The 17,720-nt window shown below is 54.6% G+C and carries 16 protein-coding genes; 8 read left to right on the top strand and 8 right to left on the bottom strand.

Features of this window, described 5'->3' with window-relative positions:
• Positions 1-141 precede the first annotated feature (141 nt).
• The 5 genes from qatB to AC1PLU_RS12815 all read left to right on the top strand — a co-directional run bounded on the left by qatB (position 142) and on the right by AC1PLU_RS12815 (position 5,232).
• Positions 142-681, top strand: a complete 540-nt coding sequence (qatB, locus tag AC1PLU_RS12835) for a Qat anti-phage system associated protein QatB (protein ID WP_238377993.1) — start codon at positions 142-144, stop codon at positions 679-681.
• Positions 678-1,964, top strand: coding sequence for a Qat anti-phage system QueC-like protein QatC (gene qatC, locus AC1PLU_RS12830; RefSeq protein ID WP_005916301.1), 1,287 nt, complete (start codon positions 678-680; stop codon positions 1,962-1,964). Before qatB ends, qatC begins: the two co-directional genes overlap by 4 nt.
• Positions 1,961-2,689 carry a Qat anti-phage system TatD family nuclease QatD gene (gene qatD, locus AC1PLU_RS12825; protein WP_011269864.1) on the top strand — a complete coding sequence of 243 codons (729 nt, stop codon included), beginning with the start codon at positions 1,961-1,963 and terminating at the stop codon, positions 2,687-2,689. The genes qatC and qatD overlap by 4 nt, the downstream gene beginning before the upstream one ends.
• Positions 2,690-3,401: 712 nt before the next feature.
• The gene (locus AC1PLU_RS12820) at positions 3,402-3,905 is read left to right on the top strand and encodes a hypothetical protein (protein WP_481106423.1); all 504 of its coding nucleotides are present in this window, start codon (positions 3,402-3,404) and stop codon (positions 3,903-3,905) included.
• Between the two features lie 13 nt (positions 3,906-3,918).
• On the top strand, positions 3,919-5,232 hold the full coding sequence (locus AC1PLU_RS12815) for a hypothetical protein (RefSeq protein ID WP_481106422.1): 1,314 nt from the start codon (positions 3,919-3,921) through the stop codon (positions 5,230-5,232).
• A gap of 171 nt (positions 5,233-5,403) precedes the next feature.
• On the opposite strand, the gene AC1PLU_RS12810 is transcribed toward AC1PLU_RS12815, so the two are convergent.
• The 6 genes from AC1PLU_RS12810 to AC1PLU_RS12785 form a co-directional block, all read right to left on the bottom strand.
• Complete coding sequence (locus AC1PLU_RS12810) at positions 5,404-6,354, bottom strand: DUF4238 domain-containing protein (protein WP_481106421.1); 951 nt, start codon at positions 6,352-6,354, stop codon at positions 5,404-5,406.
• 72 nt (positions 6,355-6,426) lie between these two features.
• Complete coding sequence (locus AC1PLU_RS12805; RefSeq protein ID WP_011269859.1) at positions 6,427-6,984, bottom strand: 3'-5' exonuclease; 558 nt, start codon at positions 6,982-6,984, stop codon at positions 6,427-6,429.
• Entirely contained in the window at positions 6,981-8,144 is a 1,164-nt protein-coding gene (locus tag AC1PLU_RS12800) for a hypothetical protein (protein WP_167762677.1), read from the bottom strand. Before AC1PLU_RS12800 ends, AC1PLU_RS12805 begins: the two co-directional genes overlap by 4 nt.
• Positions 8,144-9,040: an AAA family ATPase gene (locus AC1PLU_RS12795; protein WP_011269857.1), complete on the bottom strand. Its 897-nt coding sequence runs from the start codon at positions 9,038-9,040 to the stop codon at positions 8,144-8,146. The genes AC1PLU_RS12800 and AC1PLU_RS12795 overlap by 1 nt, the downstream gene beginning before the upstream one ends.
• On the bottom strand, positions 9,037-9,534 hold the full coding sequence (locus AC1PLU_RS12790; RefSeq protein ID WP_167762676.1) for an HORMA-1 domain-containing protein: 498 nt from the start codon (positions 9,532-9,534) through the stop codon (positions 9,037-9,039). The genes AC1PLU_RS12795 and AC1PLU_RS12790 overlap by 4 nt, the downstream gene beginning before the upstream one ends.
• The gene (locus tag AC1PLU_RS12785; RefSeq protein WP_481106420.1) at positions 9,531-10,481 is read right to left on the bottom strand and encodes a CBASS oligonucleotide cyclase; all 951 of its coding nucleotides are present in this window, start codon (positions 10,479-10,481) and stop codon (positions 9,531-9,533) included. Before AC1PLU_RS12785 ends, AC1PLU_RS12790 begins: the two co-directional genes overlap by 4 nt.
• Positions 10,482-10,650: 169 nt before the next feature.
• Here AC1PLU_RS12785 and AC1PLU_RS12780 point away from each other — a divergent pair, with 169 nt between their 5' ends.
• The 3 genes from AC1PLU_RS12780 (at position 10,651) to AC1PLU_RS12770 (ending at position 14,244) form a co-directional block, all read left to right on the top strand.
• Positions 10,651-11,565, top strand: a complete 915-nt coding sequence (locus AC1PLU_RS12780) for a helix-turn-helix transcriptional regulator (protein ID WP_011269854.1) — start codon at positions 10,651-10,653, stop codon at positions 11,563-11,565.
• Between the two features lie 298 nt (positions 11,566-11,863).
• On the top strand, positions 11,864-12,916 hold the full coding sequence (locus tag AC1PLU_RS12775; RefSeq protein ID WP_011269853.1) for a CBS domain-containing protein: 1,053 nt from the start codon (positions 11,864-11,866) through the stop codon (positions 12,914-12,916).
• A gap of 260 nt (positions 12,917-13,176) precedes the next feature.
• Entirely contained in the window at positions 13,177-14,244 is a 1,068-nt protein-coding gene (locus AC1PLU_RS12770) for an ankyrin repeat domain-containing protein (RefSeq protein ID WP_289362136.1), read from the top strand.
• 702 nt (positions 14,245-14,946) lie between these two features.
• On the opposite strand, the gene AC1PLU_RS12765 is transcribed toward AC1PLU_RS12770, so the two are convergent.
• Entirely contained in the window at positions 14,947-16,134 is a 1,188-nt protein-coding gene (locus tag AC1PLU_RS12765) for a reverse transcriptase family protein (RefSeq protein WP_481106419.1), read from the bottom strand.
• A 157-nt stretch (positions 16,135-16,291) separates the two neighbouring features.
• Positions 16,292-17,563 (bottom strand): phosphoribosyltransferase-like protein, encoded by a 1,272-nt coding sequence (locus tag AC1PLU_RS12760; protein ID WP_011269849.1) that lies wholly within the window; start codon positions 17,561-17,563, stop codon positions 16,292-16,294.
• Positions 17,564-17,720: the final 157 nt, after the last annotated feature.

Genomic DNA, 17,720 nt, shown 5'->3' with positions numbered 1-17,720 from the left:
CAAGCGCAGCCCCAGCGATGGACGGGTGTGCGCCGGAACCTGGGGGATTTTGCTAGAAACGGCGATGGCCGCTCTTTAAGACGAGCCGTCAAACACTATGTGCGCTCTGGCTATGGAGGAGCTGCAACAGCGTCCCGCCGTATGAGTAGCACTGGCAGCACTGCAAATGCGCTCGGCAATGCGCTGGCAGGTCTAGGCGCTGGTGGTTTCGCGCAGACAGGCACGCTTCTTGAACGATCTCTCCTGACGGGTAGATCCGCCGAAGAGGTGATGGATCGTGTAGTAGATGCGGTTCGACCCGTCGATGGAACACAAGATGCCGAAGCTTCACGCGCGGCCATCCGAGACGCTCTTACCGACTTGCTGACGCAATATCAGGATGCAGATCTGATGGAACTGTCGATGGACCAACGAGAGTTCGCGATTGAACGATTCGTTGCATACGACGTTTTTCAACGCTTTGAGCTAGATGTCGGCCAGCATATTCAAGACAACGCTCCCACGGCTAGTGAGGGGCTTGCCCGTTTGAAGGAGGTCAAAGACTACGTGAGGCAAACAGTGTCCGCGTCGTTTCGTAAGCTACGCGAGTCTGGGAGAGGGCTGACGGATGCGAACGTGTCGCAAGCGGTAAGAGAAGCGCTCAGGGACACTTTTGAAGTTTTCGAGGGATACATGGAATGAAAATCTTCTCTGCCCCTCGGGGCGTTGCAGTGCCAGCTGTCTCCGATCTTCAACTAATTCTCTACGGTCAGCCAGATCGGCACGCTGATGGGGCTCGCTCTGTTGGGAGTGCAGGCGCGGCCATCGAGACACGAATACAGCGTTTGCGATATGCGCCTGCTCCAAGAGCATGGGACTTTCTTTCGCTTGCCCTCTCTGTCGTCGTGGCGGATCTTAGTGTTCATAGGGCGGGAAGTCCTGATGGCTGGACTCGCCAAATCGATTTGATAACAGCAGTTGGGGAGCCAGATTTCTGGAACTCCGAGGCGCACACAATCGAAGCGGCGCTTCGGTTCTTGTCGACAGACCTCTGGACGTTGGAGTTTGTTGGCGAAGGGCGGCGTCCTGATCCTCCGGACGAACTGTTCCGACCGACTGAAGACAGCGTGTGTCTGCTCTCGGGGGGGATGGATAGTCTAATCGGTGCTATTGACCTAGCTGAATCGGGGCGTCGATCAATCGCGGTCAGCAATACAGTGCCTGGCGATGGCCACAATCAGCACAGTTTTGCTGAGGCCGTAGGTTTCAAACATCTCCCTCTGAATCACAATGCGAGCCCGCCTTCTGATGGGAGTCGAGAACCATCACAGCGTGCTCGGTCGATCATCTTTCTGGCATTCGGAGTTCTAGCTGCGACCTCTTTGCAGGCTTACCAGGATGGGGCGCAAGTTCCGTTGTTCATCTGTGAGAATGGTTTCATTGCACTCAATCCGCCACTGACAGGGACGCGGCTTGGCAGTCTGAGCACCAGGACAGCTCATCCAGAGTTCCTTCATGGCGTTCAGTCAGTGCTAGATGCCGCAGGTTTGCGCGTCAATTTGATTAACCCATATCAGCACAAAACGAAGGGTGAGATGTCGCGCGAGTGCGCAGATCAGGATTTATTACGTAATTTGGCAGCGTCTTCCGTAAGCTGCGGACGCTATCGTCGATATGGATACAATCAATGCGGGCGTTGTATTCCATGTCAAATTCGTCGTTCAGCCTACCTGGCCTGGGGGCAGCCAGATCCTACCGATTACGTCTTCAAGGACATTGGCCGTCGAGAAGCGGATTACGCGCATTTCGATGATGTGAGATCGGTTGCAATGGCCATCTCGCGAGTCAATAGCGAAGGTTTGGAAGCATGGCTGCGTTCCGCATTGTCTTACCCGCATGCGGGGCCACGAGCACCTCTTCGAGATGTGATACAGAGAGGGCTTGGTGAATTGATGGCGCTGCATCAATCGGTAGGGTTGCATTGATCGATTTTCACTGCCACCTAGACTTGTATGCCGACCCTCGTCAGGTTGTATCGCAATGCGTCGAGAGAGGTTTGTATGTTTTGTCAGTAACCACAACGCCGTCAGCTTGGGAAGGAACTTCTGCCCTGGCTGGCGCTGCCCCTCGTATACGTACCAGCCTAGGCTTGCACCCGCAGATTGCGCACGAAAGGAAGTTTGAGCTGCCGTTATTTGAGAAGCTCATAGGTCGAGTGAGATATGTCGGAGAGATCGGATTGGACGGCAGTCCGGAGTTGAAACAGCACTGGCATACGCAACTGGCTGTGTTCGAACAAATTTTGGATTTGTGCGAGGGGGTTGATGGTAGGGTCATGTCTCTGCATAGCAGGAGGGCCACAAAGGCGGTCTTGGATATGCTTGAAAAGCATCCAAAATCAGGTGTTCCGATCCTGCATTGGTTTTCAGGCACTCAACGCGAGCTGGATCGCGCAGTCGAGATGGGGTGCTGGTTTAGCGTTGGGCCTGCAATGCTGCGCGGCGAGAAAGGTAGAAAACTTGCTGCGGCTATACCGCAGGACCGTATTCTTACTGAGTCGGACGGACCTTTTGCTAAGATGGATTCTCGGTCGATTTGGCCCTGGGAGGCCGCGCAGGCTGTGGTTAGCCTTGCTGAGATTTGGCAGGTCAATGAGCAAGCCGCTGCAACACGCCTGAAAGCAAACTTGAAGCAGATTGGCGAATCATAAGGAGCCAAATCTAACTTTTAGCTGGGTTTACGAGGATCTCTACGCATTTATTCGCAAGCGCTAAAATCTGATCAGTGCCAACAAGATTCTTGGGGATCAGTCCTAGTCATGACGATCCATAAATGCAAACGCATGGAGTTCCGAAGCATCGTTTTGTCTTGCACATAGTAGGAGAATTTGTGGGGCGATCAAGCCGAGGAATAATACGGCGAGCATGACGGCCGGTAACTTGAAGAAGCTTGCGATAGACCTATCTAACAAAGCGCTGGGTGAACCCATCCTTCCGTTAGCAGAGGAGTTTGGAGCTGTCGTGGGAGCTGCGAAACGGGCTGCTTCACGCCAGGCCCGGCACGGCTCCTGATCGGGCTCAGCGGCTATTTCGTCATGGCCACGTGTGGTCGATCGACAATACCAATGAATTTTCGGATCGGTGCATTAGGGCGGGGCAATCGCTGAACGCGCTTCTCCATGAACAGCTGGCGCAGCCGGGCGGGAGTGATTAAAGCACCATTGACAGGCCCCACTTTCGCCCTAGGTTTCTGGGTGGAGGTGGTGAATGTACGGATCGAACGATGTTGGGAGTAGAGTGCCATCCTCCATGGCGGCGGCTCGACATTCGATTCGGCGAAATACTAAGCCTCATTCGCTGGACGCCTACTTCGAAGAACAAGGTGCTCGACTGGATCGGCGCATGGTGTGCGGGAAGGAGTGTTTGTCACTGACTGTGATCAATGGCTCGCGACTTTACCGGGTAGGAAACGGGCACTGTATTTTTGGATCAGAACGAGAGCTTTGGCGGGCATGGTGCCGCCAGCAGCGCCAATTCGCCTGGCAGAAAATCTGTGCTAGGGCGTTGATCGATCAGGCGTTTGGGCAAGGCGGGCAAGCACGCTTTTCTCTTCAACGCTGGGTGGAGAGCGAAGCGATCTTGCCAGAAGTCGCCACGCCGTCTCCCTGGCCTTGGTCTGTCCTCTCACGCTCTGACTGGCGTTCGGCGTTCAAAGTGGGCGATGACCTATGGACTGATGTTCCAAGGGCCGGCATTGAGATCTCGATCTTGGAACTTCACGACGTATGCGTAGAAGATCAATTCAACATCGATAGGCCACAACAATATTTGCGCGCGTTTGCCAAGCTCTTTCGTGAGGCTGAGCGAGAATGGCTTGAAAGCGAGACCCTGTTCGCACAAAGTAAAAGCCAGCCAAGAAGGTTGTAGCGCCGCATTGACGATGCGCTTTGCCATTGGGCAAAGTGCGAAGATGAACTTTGATCCCAGAGCTATCGCTGTCGTTGATCGTTTTGATGAAGACCAAGAGCCGGTTGTGCTTGAAATGCTTGACCCGGTTTGGTTTGGCTACATCGAACGCTTTATTAAAAAAAGCGCTCTTGGGACGAAGGAAGATGCGCTAGTCGTGCGCAAGCTTCAAGAGCTGGCTTTGCAGAAGCGCTGGCTGGTCTGTGGGTGCCGAGGGATGCATTCCACAAACTCCCCTGTCTTCTTCCCCAAGCAAGTGCCCAACGGCGCCATTCGAAAAGCGACGATGGTGCACCTCTACGATCGCCCGTCACATCATCCGGACTGCAAATTATCGCGAGAGCGGCCCTTGTCATTGGGCGGTATTTCAGGCCTTCCGCGTATCAAGAAGGTTAGGGGGCTTGCGGTCTTAAAGGCCATGGGACTAGGAGGTTTCGCTGTCGCGAGTTATAAGCATCAGCCAGCGGAGCGAATGAGTCACGCCCAGAAGATGCCAACACTGGCGCGGGTTCTGTTCACTGTGTTGGAAGGAGCATCACTCAATCGAATTGGCATTGAGACGAAGCCCATCAGCGACCAGATGAAAGCGTTGTCCTCTTACCTCGATAATCAGTTCCTCGACTCGGATAAAGCGGTTCCAGCAAAGCCTTGGTTCAGGCTATCGTTTAGCCATCTCGATGAGTTGAAAGCTAAGATCGTTGCAGGGCAAGCAGCTTTTGGGAAGGTGCAACCACAAGGCTTTGTGATAGATGTCGTCGATGATCACAACCCCACCGGCGGTGAGCATGTCCTGACGAGGTTAAATCAGAAGTATTCCTTTAAGGGGCGGTTGCTCGTTCCGGGAGAGGGGACGGCGGGCCCATGGCTTGCCATCGCGCTAGTGGCATTGCTGCCAGGACAGCCTTCGCCGCAGATCTATCAAGCCTACTTGCACCCCTTGGCCAAACTTAAAAGCTATGTGCTGGTTGACTCAGGACTGGAAAGAAAGACGCTTGATCTGCTTAAACGAATGCTTTGGAAGTTCAATAATATTAATAAGCCCTTCGAGATCATCAAGCCGTTGATCGACTTAAAGCAAGATGGCCAGGGAGTTCGCCCTGATTTCATCTTGGAGGCCAAGGGCAAGCGCTTGATCGTTGAAACGATGGGCTTCAAGGATGAGGAATATCTGAATCAGAAGGAGCGTATGCACGAGCTGATGCGGAAACTGCCTCGCGTCGTTGGCCTGTTTGCTCATGACGGAAGTAACGACCGCGACGTCAAAGCTTTCGTCAACCAACTTGCCTAGAAACGGCAGGCTAGTGGCCAGCGTGTTCAGCCGGTCAATTTTTGAACAAGTGGTTGATCGATTGCGCAAGTCGCCTTGGAAATTGGTGCTCTCGATTCTGCTTTTTCTCCCTTACTTGCTTGTGATCTTTTGTCAATGGCAGGCACGATTGATCCGCCAAGTGGATCAATCTCAGGGCTGAGCAAAGCGCGGCATCAGTTTGCACATCTTCTCAACGATCTCGCGTTCATTGCCGAAGATGAAGTTTTGGGCGGTCTTGGCTTGGGCGGCATTGAGTCGATGGACTTCATCTGCACTCAGTGCATGGAGGCCCATGGAAAACACAGCCTGATCGCAAACGGCTAAACCCAAGGTTGGACAGATGGGGAAGTAGAAGTTGCCAAAATCTGGTGGTTTGCCAGGTTCGGGATTGTCGAACAAATTGACGATAGGCTGATCGGCAATGATCAGTGGATGCGCTGGGTCGGTTGTCAGGAGCGAGAGGGTGTGCTGACGACGATCGGCGTAGAGGCTCCAACCCACATTCGAGCCCAAGATGTAAGACAGAAGCCACCAGGCGTCATCAAAGTCATTGGCATACTCAGGGTTTGGGCCACTTTGTGCCGCCGCAAAAAACAGCGTCCTAAACCGCTTGGTCCGAGTCAGCTGTTGCCCAAAGAAGAACATTAAAGCGACCAAGTGCTGTGGTTGTTCGAGCACAGAGAGGTCTTGCTGGGCCAAGGCATCAAGCGTAGGGCGCGCACCAAGTTCATGGCCTGTGTGGAGCGTTTCGATGAAGTTGCTTTGCAACGCCTCAAACGCTTCGTCAATCTCAGCACTGCCAAGACCGCGCTCGGTGATCAGTTTGTGTTGCCGCTGGATGGTCAACCAACGGTTGAGGGTTCGGAGGTGGATGCCTTGCAAAGTACGATCGGCTAGCGCAATGGTGCGGCGAATCAGCCCGATTTGGATTGGAGTAAGCATTGAGGCGCGATAGAAATCGCGCTCCCGCGCAACGCCTGCCACGCTATCACAAACCACTTTGCCGCGAGGCGTTGTCTGCCACACGCGTTTGCCATCGATCGACCAGCGACGCAGATGGTGTGCCCATACATAGTGATGTTGACGGACGGCTCTAAGCATCAGCGCCTAACTTGGAAAGCATTTGGTGGATCAGATTTCTGTGGGCTTAGGGTCGGGACAAAGCGTGGTTGCTCACACAGGACGGGCTGGCGTTAGCGCCCGCACGCACCGGAAAAGCTCAGCTTGGTAAAGCGCGTCTTGCATCGCGTCATGGTTGCCTGCGAGATGGGGTTGGAGCGACTTGGCCATTTGACTTGATCGCGTGTCGTGCCACGCACATTGGACCGCGCCCATGTAGAGCGACTTGATATCCAGTGCGGAAAATCCGAATGGGTTGTCTCCCAGATAGCGATGGAAGTAGTAGTTGATAAACGACCAGTCGAAGGCGGCGTTGAACCCGACGAACACTGGTTCTCCCTTCGATTCGCAGACGCCAAGCACCCAGGTCCGAAATTCCCGCATGGCCACTTCCGGCGCCAAGCCTTCACGAGCGAGCCGCTCCAACGATAGCCCCGTCACTTCTAATGCCGCAGGATCGGCCTGCGTCGTCGTGGGTTTGAGCTCACAAGCGTAGGTTTGAACTGGGTTCTCAATCACACACGCGCCTATGGAAAGGAGCGAGTAGATGCCGGGGATCGGGCCTGCGGTTTCCACATCCACGGAGATGAAGACTTCTTGTTTGTCGTTCATGGGATCAAAGGCTCCATCTGGACCAAGGCAGGGCGAAGCTTGATTGCGTCCCAGTGCTCTCGAAACGCACGCCGGCGATCTTCGGTGCTACCGGTGCTTGACCAGTGGTGGGCTGCAAAAGATGTGATGTCAAACGGATGCTCCGTTCCTTCTCTCGCTAAGAGCACTGTGTGCAAACCTCGCCCCAGTGCATAGCCAAGCTCAATGAAGCAGTTGGGCCTGGCGCCCGTGACATCGGCCAGGACGACGGCGCTTCGGTGGAGCTTCTCAAAAATTTCTTGATCAATGCGCGAATGGTCGTAGCGCTGCTTCCCGTTGACAACCGTCAACTTGTAGCCAAGCTCGTTCTCCATTACCGGTTGCACAACGGTGTCAAAAAAGTCTTGGACGGCGCTGTAATCAGGGTGACCGGTTGCGAGCAATCGAACAACAAACGCACGCGGGGCAACCAGATCCTGCAACAGATCGATGGTGTCTTCCACAGCCTCTGTAACTGCTTTAGTCGGAGTGATCTCAATGCGATTGAGGTAGCTGTGCGAGTCAACCGATCCTTGAGTTTGAAAGAGCCTTTGGCTGTTCCTTCCGCTCAGGCCAAAGTCATAGATCTTTTGGGATCCGAAATTCCGAGGGCTGAGCTTGAAATTAAGCGGAATGACGGGCTTACCCGCATCGTGGTAGAGATTGGCCAAAAACTCCACGCCTTCGCCCCCGCCAAGCGTGATCAAAATATCTCCGTGGCGGGCTTGGGCTTCCATGCGCTTGGAGTTCATATCCCAGTGTGCAGCGCTTTCGATCCGAACGAGGGCAGAGCGGCGCATGGCTTGCCAAAGGTCGGAGAACTGGGCCGGAATTTGCTCTTCGTTCTTGTGGTGCTTCACCGCAACCACAAGCGGGGAGGGGGCGTCGGCTGGTCTGCTTGAAAGGTTTTGGTTGATCGTTTCCCAGATCAGCCAATCAAAGCAAATCGGCAAGCCGTCTTCTCGGAGCTTTTCCGCATCCACCGGGACAACGAATGTTGCCCCCAGCTTCATCAGCGCTTTGACCAACGCGCGAACATACTCGCGGGCGCGGCTGACCTCATGGGAGGTTGCGATCAGCGTATCGCCATGGATGCTCCCGGCCAGGTGGATGCGCCTGCCCCAAAGTGGTGAGCGCGCCATCACTTGTCCTCCATGATCGGGGAGGGGCGAAGCGCGCTTGCCGCACTGTAAAAATCTTCAAAGCTCAACGCGCGATCGGGAAATGCCTGTGCCAAGGCGGCAGGATAAAGCCGTGTGCGAATGTCCGAGAAGGTCCAGCCAGGCTGTTGGCCCTGCGGGCCTGTGGTCATGACCAGCTGCTCGATTTGCTTTGGCGCAAGTCCCAAGCCGCTCAGGTCCATGTTAAGGAGCTCCCGTCGCTCAGCATCGTTAGGTCGAGTGAACATCTCAACAACAGCAGCCCGGCGACGAAGTGCGGCGTCGAGCACCGAAAGGCGGTTGGTGCACAAAAAAACAACCACGCGTCCGCCATGAGAGCGCAAGTCATCTACACCTTGGATGAGCGTGTTCACCGCCACTTTGTCTTCATGATGACTGTGGTCTTGATTGCGCGAGGCCGCAATGGAGTCGCCTTCATCGATGATGAGAAACGCGCGTCGGTTCTTTCCGGCCGATTGCACGACCTCGTGAAAAGCTTGGGTCAGCAGCGTGCCCATCTCACCGACCTTGCCGCCACCTCGAACGCGATTGCTCAGTCGGAACAGCTGCGCGTCCTCGGTCTTTGATTCTTTTGCCAAGCGATTGGCCACGCACTCTGCTGTTGCGGTTTTCCCCGTGCCGACATCGCCATGAAAAATGACTAACGGATACTGCTCAGCAACAAGCTCGCACAGCGGTAACTTGGCCTTATGGTGCGTCTTGCTCCATACATCGAGCTGTCCCAAGTTCAGCAACAAGCGAAGCTGCCTGTGGATCTTGGAAAAGCGTGCTTCGAAGCCAAGAAGCGTCTTCTCACGAGCAGAGAGTTTCGGGTCCGTCAGAACGATCTTGGCGTCAAATACTCCGGTCTGACTCATCGGGTGTAATCCTTGCGCTGCATGCCAAAGCTATTGCTGGCGTAATCACGGTTGGTGTGGGAGCTCAGCTGACTGTGAGTGGTGTCCGCATCTGTGGGACTCCAACTGATGTTGAGCTTGTCGCGCATGGCTTGGCGGGCGGATTGATCGTAGGTGCTCGTGTAAAAAAGCACGATTTGAAGATGGGCATTGGGGACCTTGGGCCAGAGCACGCCACCTGGGCGACTCATGGTCAAATCGCCCGATTGCACATTGACGTCAAATCGCGTGGCGCGTTGTTCGATACCATCGCTCAAAAGCGTCAAATCCACTGCTTTCAAATAGCCTTTCTTGGCCAGGATCTCGATATCGTGCGCCCAGTCTTGGGCATGCTTTTCCGTTACCGCTCCGGTGCTGCTTGCAATCATGATCAAGTCAGCTGTCACGCGGCGCATGACCAGTTCAACATCGGCAACGGAGTAGCTTTGAGTAGATGTGGCAGTGGCGGTGCTCATGCGTCCTCCGAGACTTTAAAGCGCGGTCCAAACAGCTCTTTCCAAAGTTCCCAGTCGTCTTCTGCCGAAGCGAAGTTTGCAGTCGCCCAGGCTTCTGCGGCAGTGGTGACAATCTCTCGTCGTTCTTCTTCGCTTAGGCGGCTGGTGACATTGTTGGTGCTGCACACCGGATCCAAAATCACCACGGGCGAGGTGAAGGTCGTACTGACGGCTCCGTTTTCCGGAAAGCTGATGTGTTCTTGAAGCTCAGATTGGGCGATGTAAAGCAAAAAGTCGCGAAAGCGCTTCTCGATGCTCCCTGCTGTCCCATTGATCTCCAACACATGCGCCATGATCAGTTCGACAGCAAACGATTTGAGGTGGTCAAGGCCCGCATGGCGGCGCCATCGCTTGGCCATGCGCACCAAGGTTCGGAAGTCAGCGTCTTGGTCTTTGCGGTCTTTGACGAACTTGATCTGGCATGGCGCACAGGTTTGAACCTTGGTCCCATCTTGAAGGTCAAACTGCCAGCCATAGCCCGGGCGTGAGGCGTCTTCGATCACCGGAACAATGTCAACGCTTAGCCCTGACCCTGTGAAGGTCACGGTCGCGGCCTTGCGCTGAATTTCGAAATCCTCAATGGCCTTGTTGGGGTAAAGCGCAATGAGGGCCTTGTAGATTTCTTCGCTCAAACTCGCCAGCGTCTCGTGATCGGCGTTGCGATCGGCAATGTAAAACACCACGTCCACGTCGACAGGGTCTTCGGAGGTTTTGCGCAAAATGGTGAACTTGGCGAACGACCCAGCCTTGACCACTTTGGTGATCTTGACCACTTGCTGCTCATGCAGCCGCTTGGTCAAGGCATTGATCGGGCGATCAACCTGTTGGTGGTATTCGCTTCGCTTGTCAGCGGGCAAGCGAAGGACATGGCTGTCGTAATGGCGAAGCTCCGTATTGCTCAGTGGCATGGAAGCGCTCCTTGTTCCGTGCGCAGCGCCACAGGCAAATCTGCGCGTTGAGTTGAGTTGGTCCATGCCGTGAGGCGGCACAGTGCCATTGCGCCAAGCGTTGTGGGCGCGTATGGTCACTATACGAATAAAAAATAGACCCGTCTAGATAGTAGACGCATGAGGCGGTATGGACAAAAGTAGTCACACAGAACCTTCACCGAGCCCCGAAGGCGCGACCAGGCCCCGCGCTAAGTGGGGTCAGGAAAGACGGCTTGAATTCATTGATTACCGTCTGCGGTGGGGTGGGGAGCTCAATCGGAGCGACCTGACCGGCTTTTTCGGGATCTCGGTGCCTCAGGCATCCTTGGACTTGGCCGAATACAGCAAGCGTGCGCCCGACAATTTGGAATACGACCCAAGCGCCCGGATCTATCGCGCGGCATCAGACTTTGTTGCGATCTTCCCCACCAGTGACCATGCGCGCTATCTCGAAGATCTTTTGCGCGTGGCGGTGGATTCTGAGGTGCCCTATGGAAGCTTCCTCGGCTGGCACCCACCGGTTTCGGCCCTGCCTCGGCCCTGGCGACGCTTGGAGGCGAGCATCGTGATCTCGGTGGTCCAAGCAATCCGGCACAGCCAGCAGCTCGATGTGCGTTATCAGTCCTTTTCCGATGAGAGCCCCTCGGTCCGTTCGGTCACACCCCATGCATTGGTGAGTGACGGCTTCCGCTGGCATATGCGCGCCTACTGCCACAAAAGACAGGACTTCCGAGATTTTTTGCTATCGCGTGTATTGGATATTGCTGGGAGCAAAGCCGACCGAGATCGAGCCGGCGAAGACGACGCTTGGCACCGCCAGGTGCGATTGGTCTTGGTGCCCCATCCTGAACTCGCGCCCGCACACCAAGCTTTGATTGAGCTTGACTACGGCATGCGTGAAGGGCAATGCGAACTCAAATGCCGGCAGTCACTGCTGTTTTATGTGCTCCAACAGCTAGGTTTGGGCGACCCGGAGGCTGTGCGCTCGCCTGGGCAGCAGCACCTTGCGCTCAAGAATCGAGCAGAACTTGCGCCTTTTTTGCCCCGAAGTGCGCTTCGCTAGGTGCTTTGCCGCGCTGCTTGGTCGTTTGGCGGGAGCGGGACGCTCTGCCTAGGGTGAACAAGCGACAGGCATAAAAAACCCCGGGGAGGACGCACCTTACCCGGGGCCTGTTTCTAAGGCCGCTGTTCACCACCAATGGATCGGAACAGACATCTAGCCGTATGGATCTAAGATAAAGCACATGATGGTGCATGTCAAGCCCGCGCCACAGGGCCAGATAGCGCCAGGCCATGGCGAGTAGATGTCATCATATCGCCGGACAGCGCCTGCATGTCGGCGCGGAAAGGACTCTGGTGCGATGGCTGAGCTTGGTAAGCCTTACCCATACAACAATGCTGTGATCAGTGAGCTGGCACGGTGTTTGTCGGATTCCCGCTTTGAGCCGTATTTGAAGCGGGCTGAGCGGGACCGCGAATTTGCCATGCACAGCTATCTTTACAACTCGCGCTTGGCTAAGGCGATGCTTTTCCCTTTGCATGCGTGCGAGATCGTTCTGCGCAATGCGGTCAATGATGTCTTGAAGCAAGATTTCAGCCAAGCGTGGTATCGCAATTCATCGTTGACCAATCTTCTGGCTCCAAAGACCAAGGACATGTTGGACCGCGCAATAGAGAGTGCAGGGTCGAACAATGTCGATGACATCGTTGCCGAGCTCCAACTGGGATTTTGGTATCACCTCCTGCGCTCCAATCACTTCACCCAGATCTGGAAGGACCGGTTTTCACGCGTGGCGAGGGCTGATCCGGCGGTGACATTTGATGAGTTTGGCGATCGGCTTCAGCGGGTGCACCGGTTTAGAAATCGCATCGCTCACCACGAAGGGATCTTGGCGCTACCTGGTCGCCAAGATGTTAGCACTGTGCACAAGGACATCGAGTTTTTGGTGGGCGCCATTTCGAAAGAAGCCCTGACTTGGCTGGACGCTCATTCGACATTGGCCAAAATGTTGCGCACAAAACCCACGAAGAAGGGCGTCATTGGGCCCACGGTTGGAGAGCGATGCGACAATCGCTTTACGGTGGTGGGAACGACAACGGCCTTGTCCGAGCTTTCGCTATCTCAGTTCACGCTCGTTGAGGATGCAGGCAGAGTCACAGGCGTCATTTCCGCTCACGAAATTGCAAGCTTTGTGCTGAAATTCTCACACCAGGATGGCATCTTTGAGCTGTCAGCACACTCAGTCGGTGTTCTTCTGGATCACATTGCCACGGCGAAAAAATTTGCCATCGTTTCGCCCGAAATGCCGCTAAGTGAGCTCTCCGAGCAGCTTTCCAAGAAACGCCATGCGGTGGTGGTGTCGCCGTCTGGGGCTGTCAAAGGCGTGATTGAAGCGTCTCACCGGCGCTATTAAGTGCTCTATGCATTGTAGCCGGCGCAATTTTCCATGAGATAGCAGCGCATCTTTTAAGTGAAGCGCTTCTGCCGTGCACAATCAGATTAGCGCAAGTAATTTGTAGGTGCTTGCACTCAGAAGGAACATAGGATTAACTACATGTGTTCAAGGTGGGACGCTTCCTCTATAAATCAGAGTTGGAGGCGATCTGTCGCCAATCAGATGCCGCACTGCTTGACGGAAAGCCGATCTGCCCTACCTTGATAAGAGAGGCGGGTATGAAAATAACATTCAAACAAAAAATAAAGAAGGCCATCCAGTCCAATAACGCAGCGGAAGCGGTCAAGCTATGCAGGGCACAGCCTGATGTCGATGAGGCCGCTCGCGTGGCCATCGTTGAGGCGATCAACATCGATCAGGAGGCTGTCGCCGAAAAGCTCTTGCCGCTGTTAAAGCCCTCGTGGGAAAGCGAGCCCTTGAAGACCGCTGCCAAATTGGGGAAAGCCGAGCTTGTCAAAAAGCTTATTCCGCTTTGCGATGCCACAGATGATGCTGCGCTCTGCTTGGCGGCGAGACATGGCCATGTGGAGTGCGTCAAGCTCCTGCTCAAGGATTGCAACCCGTTGCAAGGCGACTCCCAAGCCTTGTTTGAAGCCGCGCGCAACGGCCACGCTGATGTGGTCTTCCAGTTGGTCCTTTTTTCAGATGCTAAAGCCCAGGACAGTCGAGCGCTGATCGCCGCTTGTCGGGGAGGTCACTTGGAAGTGGTCAAGCATTTGTTGCCTTTCTCATCCAAGATCCAATGTGCGCAGCATGGCCTTGCTGCGGCGGCCGAAAAAAATCATGTCGAAGTCGTTGAATTCCTGATCGAAGCCGGTCTTCCTGACCCAGAAGACACATTCTCGTTAGGGCTGAATGTTGCTGTTGCGAAAGGCTATGAACAGCTGGTGCGGACGTTGCTCTGGGCAATCGTCAGAACAGGCCATGCGCCTCGTGACTTTGGCCAGCAGGCCATGATCACTGCGGCAGCCAATGGCAATGCATCAATCGTCAAGTCGGTTTTGGAGTTCGCGAACAAGGCCTGCTATCCGGAAGACGGCTTGGTTGCAGCACTTCGAAAGGGTCACGATGAAGTGGCAGATGTTCTGGTCCGCCGAGTGAACTTAGATCATGTGCGGGACCTGATCGCAGATGAAGAGGTTGAAGCCAAGCTTGATGAAGCGATTGCCAGAGTCGATGCAGCCAAACAGCATCGAGAGCTTGAATCCAACGAGCGCAAGAGAGTTGCGCAGAGCGAGGCGGTAAGTTCATCAGCGAAGAATTCATCTCGCAGCGCACGCTTGTAAGCGAGTGCTGTAGAAAGACGCCTGGATGTCATCGGCATCCTCACTCCGTTGCTTCTAAGGACTTGCTCTCCGTATCTCCCAATCGCCACGTGACGGCGCCCGAAGATGCAAGCAGACTTGGGATTTAGGTTGATCGTGGCGACTACCAATGCAGGAAATCAAGCACTTGCGCGAGATGAAATTGCCTCGACTTTCGATCGTAAGCTCGCGAAGGAGTTGTTTAGAGCTTCCCTAGAGGGTCGCGCATAGTCGCGAAATCGTAAATATTATGCGCTTTAGTGTAGTCAATAGTGGTCCGGCCGCTATGAGGCGTCACTGTCACAAATTGGCCGATCTCCTGTGGCGAGAAGGACCAACTTGCTGGAAGACGAAGCTTGCGCTTGACAGCGCCATCAGCTGAGTTGCAGTCGCCGCATATGAGAGTTTCAGCAAAGCGGCCCTTACCGTGACAATGATGTTGGGTCAATGTAATCGTAAACCCCATGCCATGCGCGTCACCGAATCTGGCACGCCATGAAGGACCTTTGATCTCAGTCCAGCGGATGAGCTGTTGGATGTGTCGGCCACACGATGGACAATGCCAGCTTTGTGCAAGCGCTTGGGTATACAAGCGCGCACAATGCATGCCTGTGAAGGCGCTGATCTCCGCATCAGTCGGGATGCATGAATACTTCCGCGTCTTCGGTGCTATGGGGGCTCCACTCACGATGGCCAAGGGATGTTCCTCAGGCGCTGTTGGATATCTTGTCCATACTCAGGCTCGATTTGTGCAGCATAAGCGGCCAAGCCCAATAGGTGGTGGCGAAGGCCGGAAACTGAGGCGAATTTTCGTTTTGCGGCGTGCTCGACGGGGCCATTGGGCTTTTCTAGAAAATGGAGGTGCTGCCTCAGGCACAGTCTGAATTCTCGCGTCAGGCGTGGCTTCTCACCATTTACCAGAAGTCCGAGCACGATCTTCTTCGCGCCAGGTGGCACAATCTTGGTCTTAGCGAAGTTGGGCGAAAGTCCTTCTTCATGAAGCAACTGATGGACATCGCGTATCAACTCCACGCAGGTTACGCGTGAAGATGTTCGCTCAGTTGAGAGGCTAATGTCGTCGGCGTAGCGGGTGTAGAAAAAGCCACGTTTCAACGCTAGATCACGCACCTTCTCGTCGAAGGACCTCATGGCCAAGTTCGATAGCATGGGGCTTGTCGGTGCACCCTGTGGCAAATAGCCTTGGTGAAGCGCGTCATAACTTTTAATAACCATATCCGACGACCACGCTTTGCCCTCATCATCGGGTGCCGCCCAAACATCACGGGTCTCAGGTCGGAAGTTCAGCCAATTTTTGCTATGACGAGCGCTCTTTCTGGTGCAAAGCCGAGCAAGCTCAAAGGCAACAAGAGGCTGATACCCAAGGCTATTGAATACGCGATAGATACTGATCTCATTGATCGAGTCGAAGAAGTTGCGCACATCAATTTTAACTAGCCAGCGACTTTTACAATGAATCGTCGCTGCCTCAATCAGCTTGGAGTCTTTAGCAAAGGCTGTGCTCGCATCGTCGACTTGACACTGCTGCAAGATGCGCTGATTAATCCAGCGTTGCACGCACATAAGCGCATGGCTCGGAACACTGATGTGACGATAGCGCTCGCTACTTTTTTCGGTGCGCTTTCGAATACGGAAAGATCGATAGGGTTCAGGTCCAGAGCGCGAAATCGCCGCACGGAGGATGTTGTAGTTGATCGAGGTGTAGTGCGCCAGATGTCGGAGCGAAAAAATAGGTGGAAGCCTGCTATTAGCTGTGCTTGTGATCGATGCGACTTCGAGCGCTGCGTCGATCGTGCTGGCGGGAGAGCCTGCCGGAGCGTTTTTTCGATAGTGTTGAGGACGCCAGTCTGACATCTACTTTGACCTGCTCTTGGTGAGGTATCACGCATCCTGAGGTGAGACCCCGACACGCCCGCGAAGCGGCAGGAGGCGTGATGCGTCAGCAGCAAGCGGGAGCTGTTTCAGAGAGACGCAGTAAGCTGCGCTCGGGAACTGCCTTAACGCTAGAGATCTAAACTGGCGCCCTCAACTGCTTTGGATAGTAATCCCTTTGCGGTTCTAAGGGAATGGTCGGCTTCTGCTTGGAAGGACGATGTTTGCGAAGCTCTCGTTGGCCCTCGTCGGTAAGACGGCGCTGGGGTGTGATCCATTTAAGCGTCGACAATGCATCTATGGCGGACTCGACCTCAGGGATCGTCAGGTTGGTGCGTCCGGCGATGACTTCGATCTGCCTCTGCCGTGAAGTTAAAGCTGCAAGCACCAAGAGGCGCTTGGCTGTTTGAAGCGGAAGCCCGGAAGCAAAGCCCGACTGGGCAAGACGCTCGCGCCCTATTCTCGTCAATGCCTCATCGATATCGGCTTTTGTGGCCAGGATGCTGGAAAATGTAGATCTGGTAACGGCCGTGGCGCGCTTGGGGAATAACGGAATCTGGATAGGCTTTCGTTTGGATGGTTCTGTGAGGATACGCGGCACATTATTCGGCGCACCATGCGCAAATGCGATAAGTGCACCCGTTCCTCCATACCCCAAGGACTTAACAGCGTCATGATCGCCGGGATCTCGATCAATGCAGAGTTGACGAATTTCGTTAGCCTCGCTTTCTGGGAAAGAAGAACCAATCGTCGGGCAGGGTGCTACCAACGAGATCTTGGGACTGCACTTGTGCGCTTCAATGCGTTGTCTGCCGGCTTCGGTTGCTGAGTAGGCGATCACCTCAAAGGTGATTCCTTTTCGCGCTCTGGATGAGTGCCAGCTTCGCATGGACCAAGTCGCCCAAGCAGCGTTCAAGAAATGCTCCATGCGCTCACCGCTTCCGATGAAGTCGGTTAGGACAATGAAACGGCGCATCTGCTTGCTTCGAATTTGGCGAGGATTAGGATGATTAAGGAACTTTGGGTCCACGCGGCAAAGCTCAGTAACCAGCTGGGCGATGATTCCCTCACTGCCCACTTCTGGCACCCAAGTCAGCACAGGGTCAATGGCTCGAAAGGTCGAGGTTGCGCTTCTGACTTTGCCCTGGGTCTGCTTAAAAAGCGGTAGAGCAACCTTCGTCTTCCAGTTCTTGCGGACCTCTCGCTCGGCATAGAGACCAATGGGGGCCAGCCCCGGGAGTTCTGCTAAGCGCGCTAATACTAAGTTGTGGATCCCATGGGCGAACTCATCGCTTGAAACCAAAAGCATGCGACGAAGCATCTTAACCCATATGATTTGCTCATCGGGCAGGAACTGAGCGAGCCAGCCAGAGGTTGACTCGGCATCAATGAATTGAGCGTTTCCCGCCACGTGTTCTCCTGAGTAGCGCGGTTAGGTGGGGAAGATGTCGAACGGGTAGGGAGCAAATATTTCAGCGAGGGAAGTTTCTAGTATAGCTTTCGAGGTGGAGGCTGATGGCAAGTGGTGGCGGATTGCGGGACACCCAATTCTTCACAAAAGCTAGGCA

This window comes from Xanthomonas sp. NCPPB 2933 (assembly GCF_056725225.1).
The sequence above is the reverse complement of the archived record's forward strand: the minus strand, read 5'-3'. Positions and strand labels throughout refer to the sequence as shown.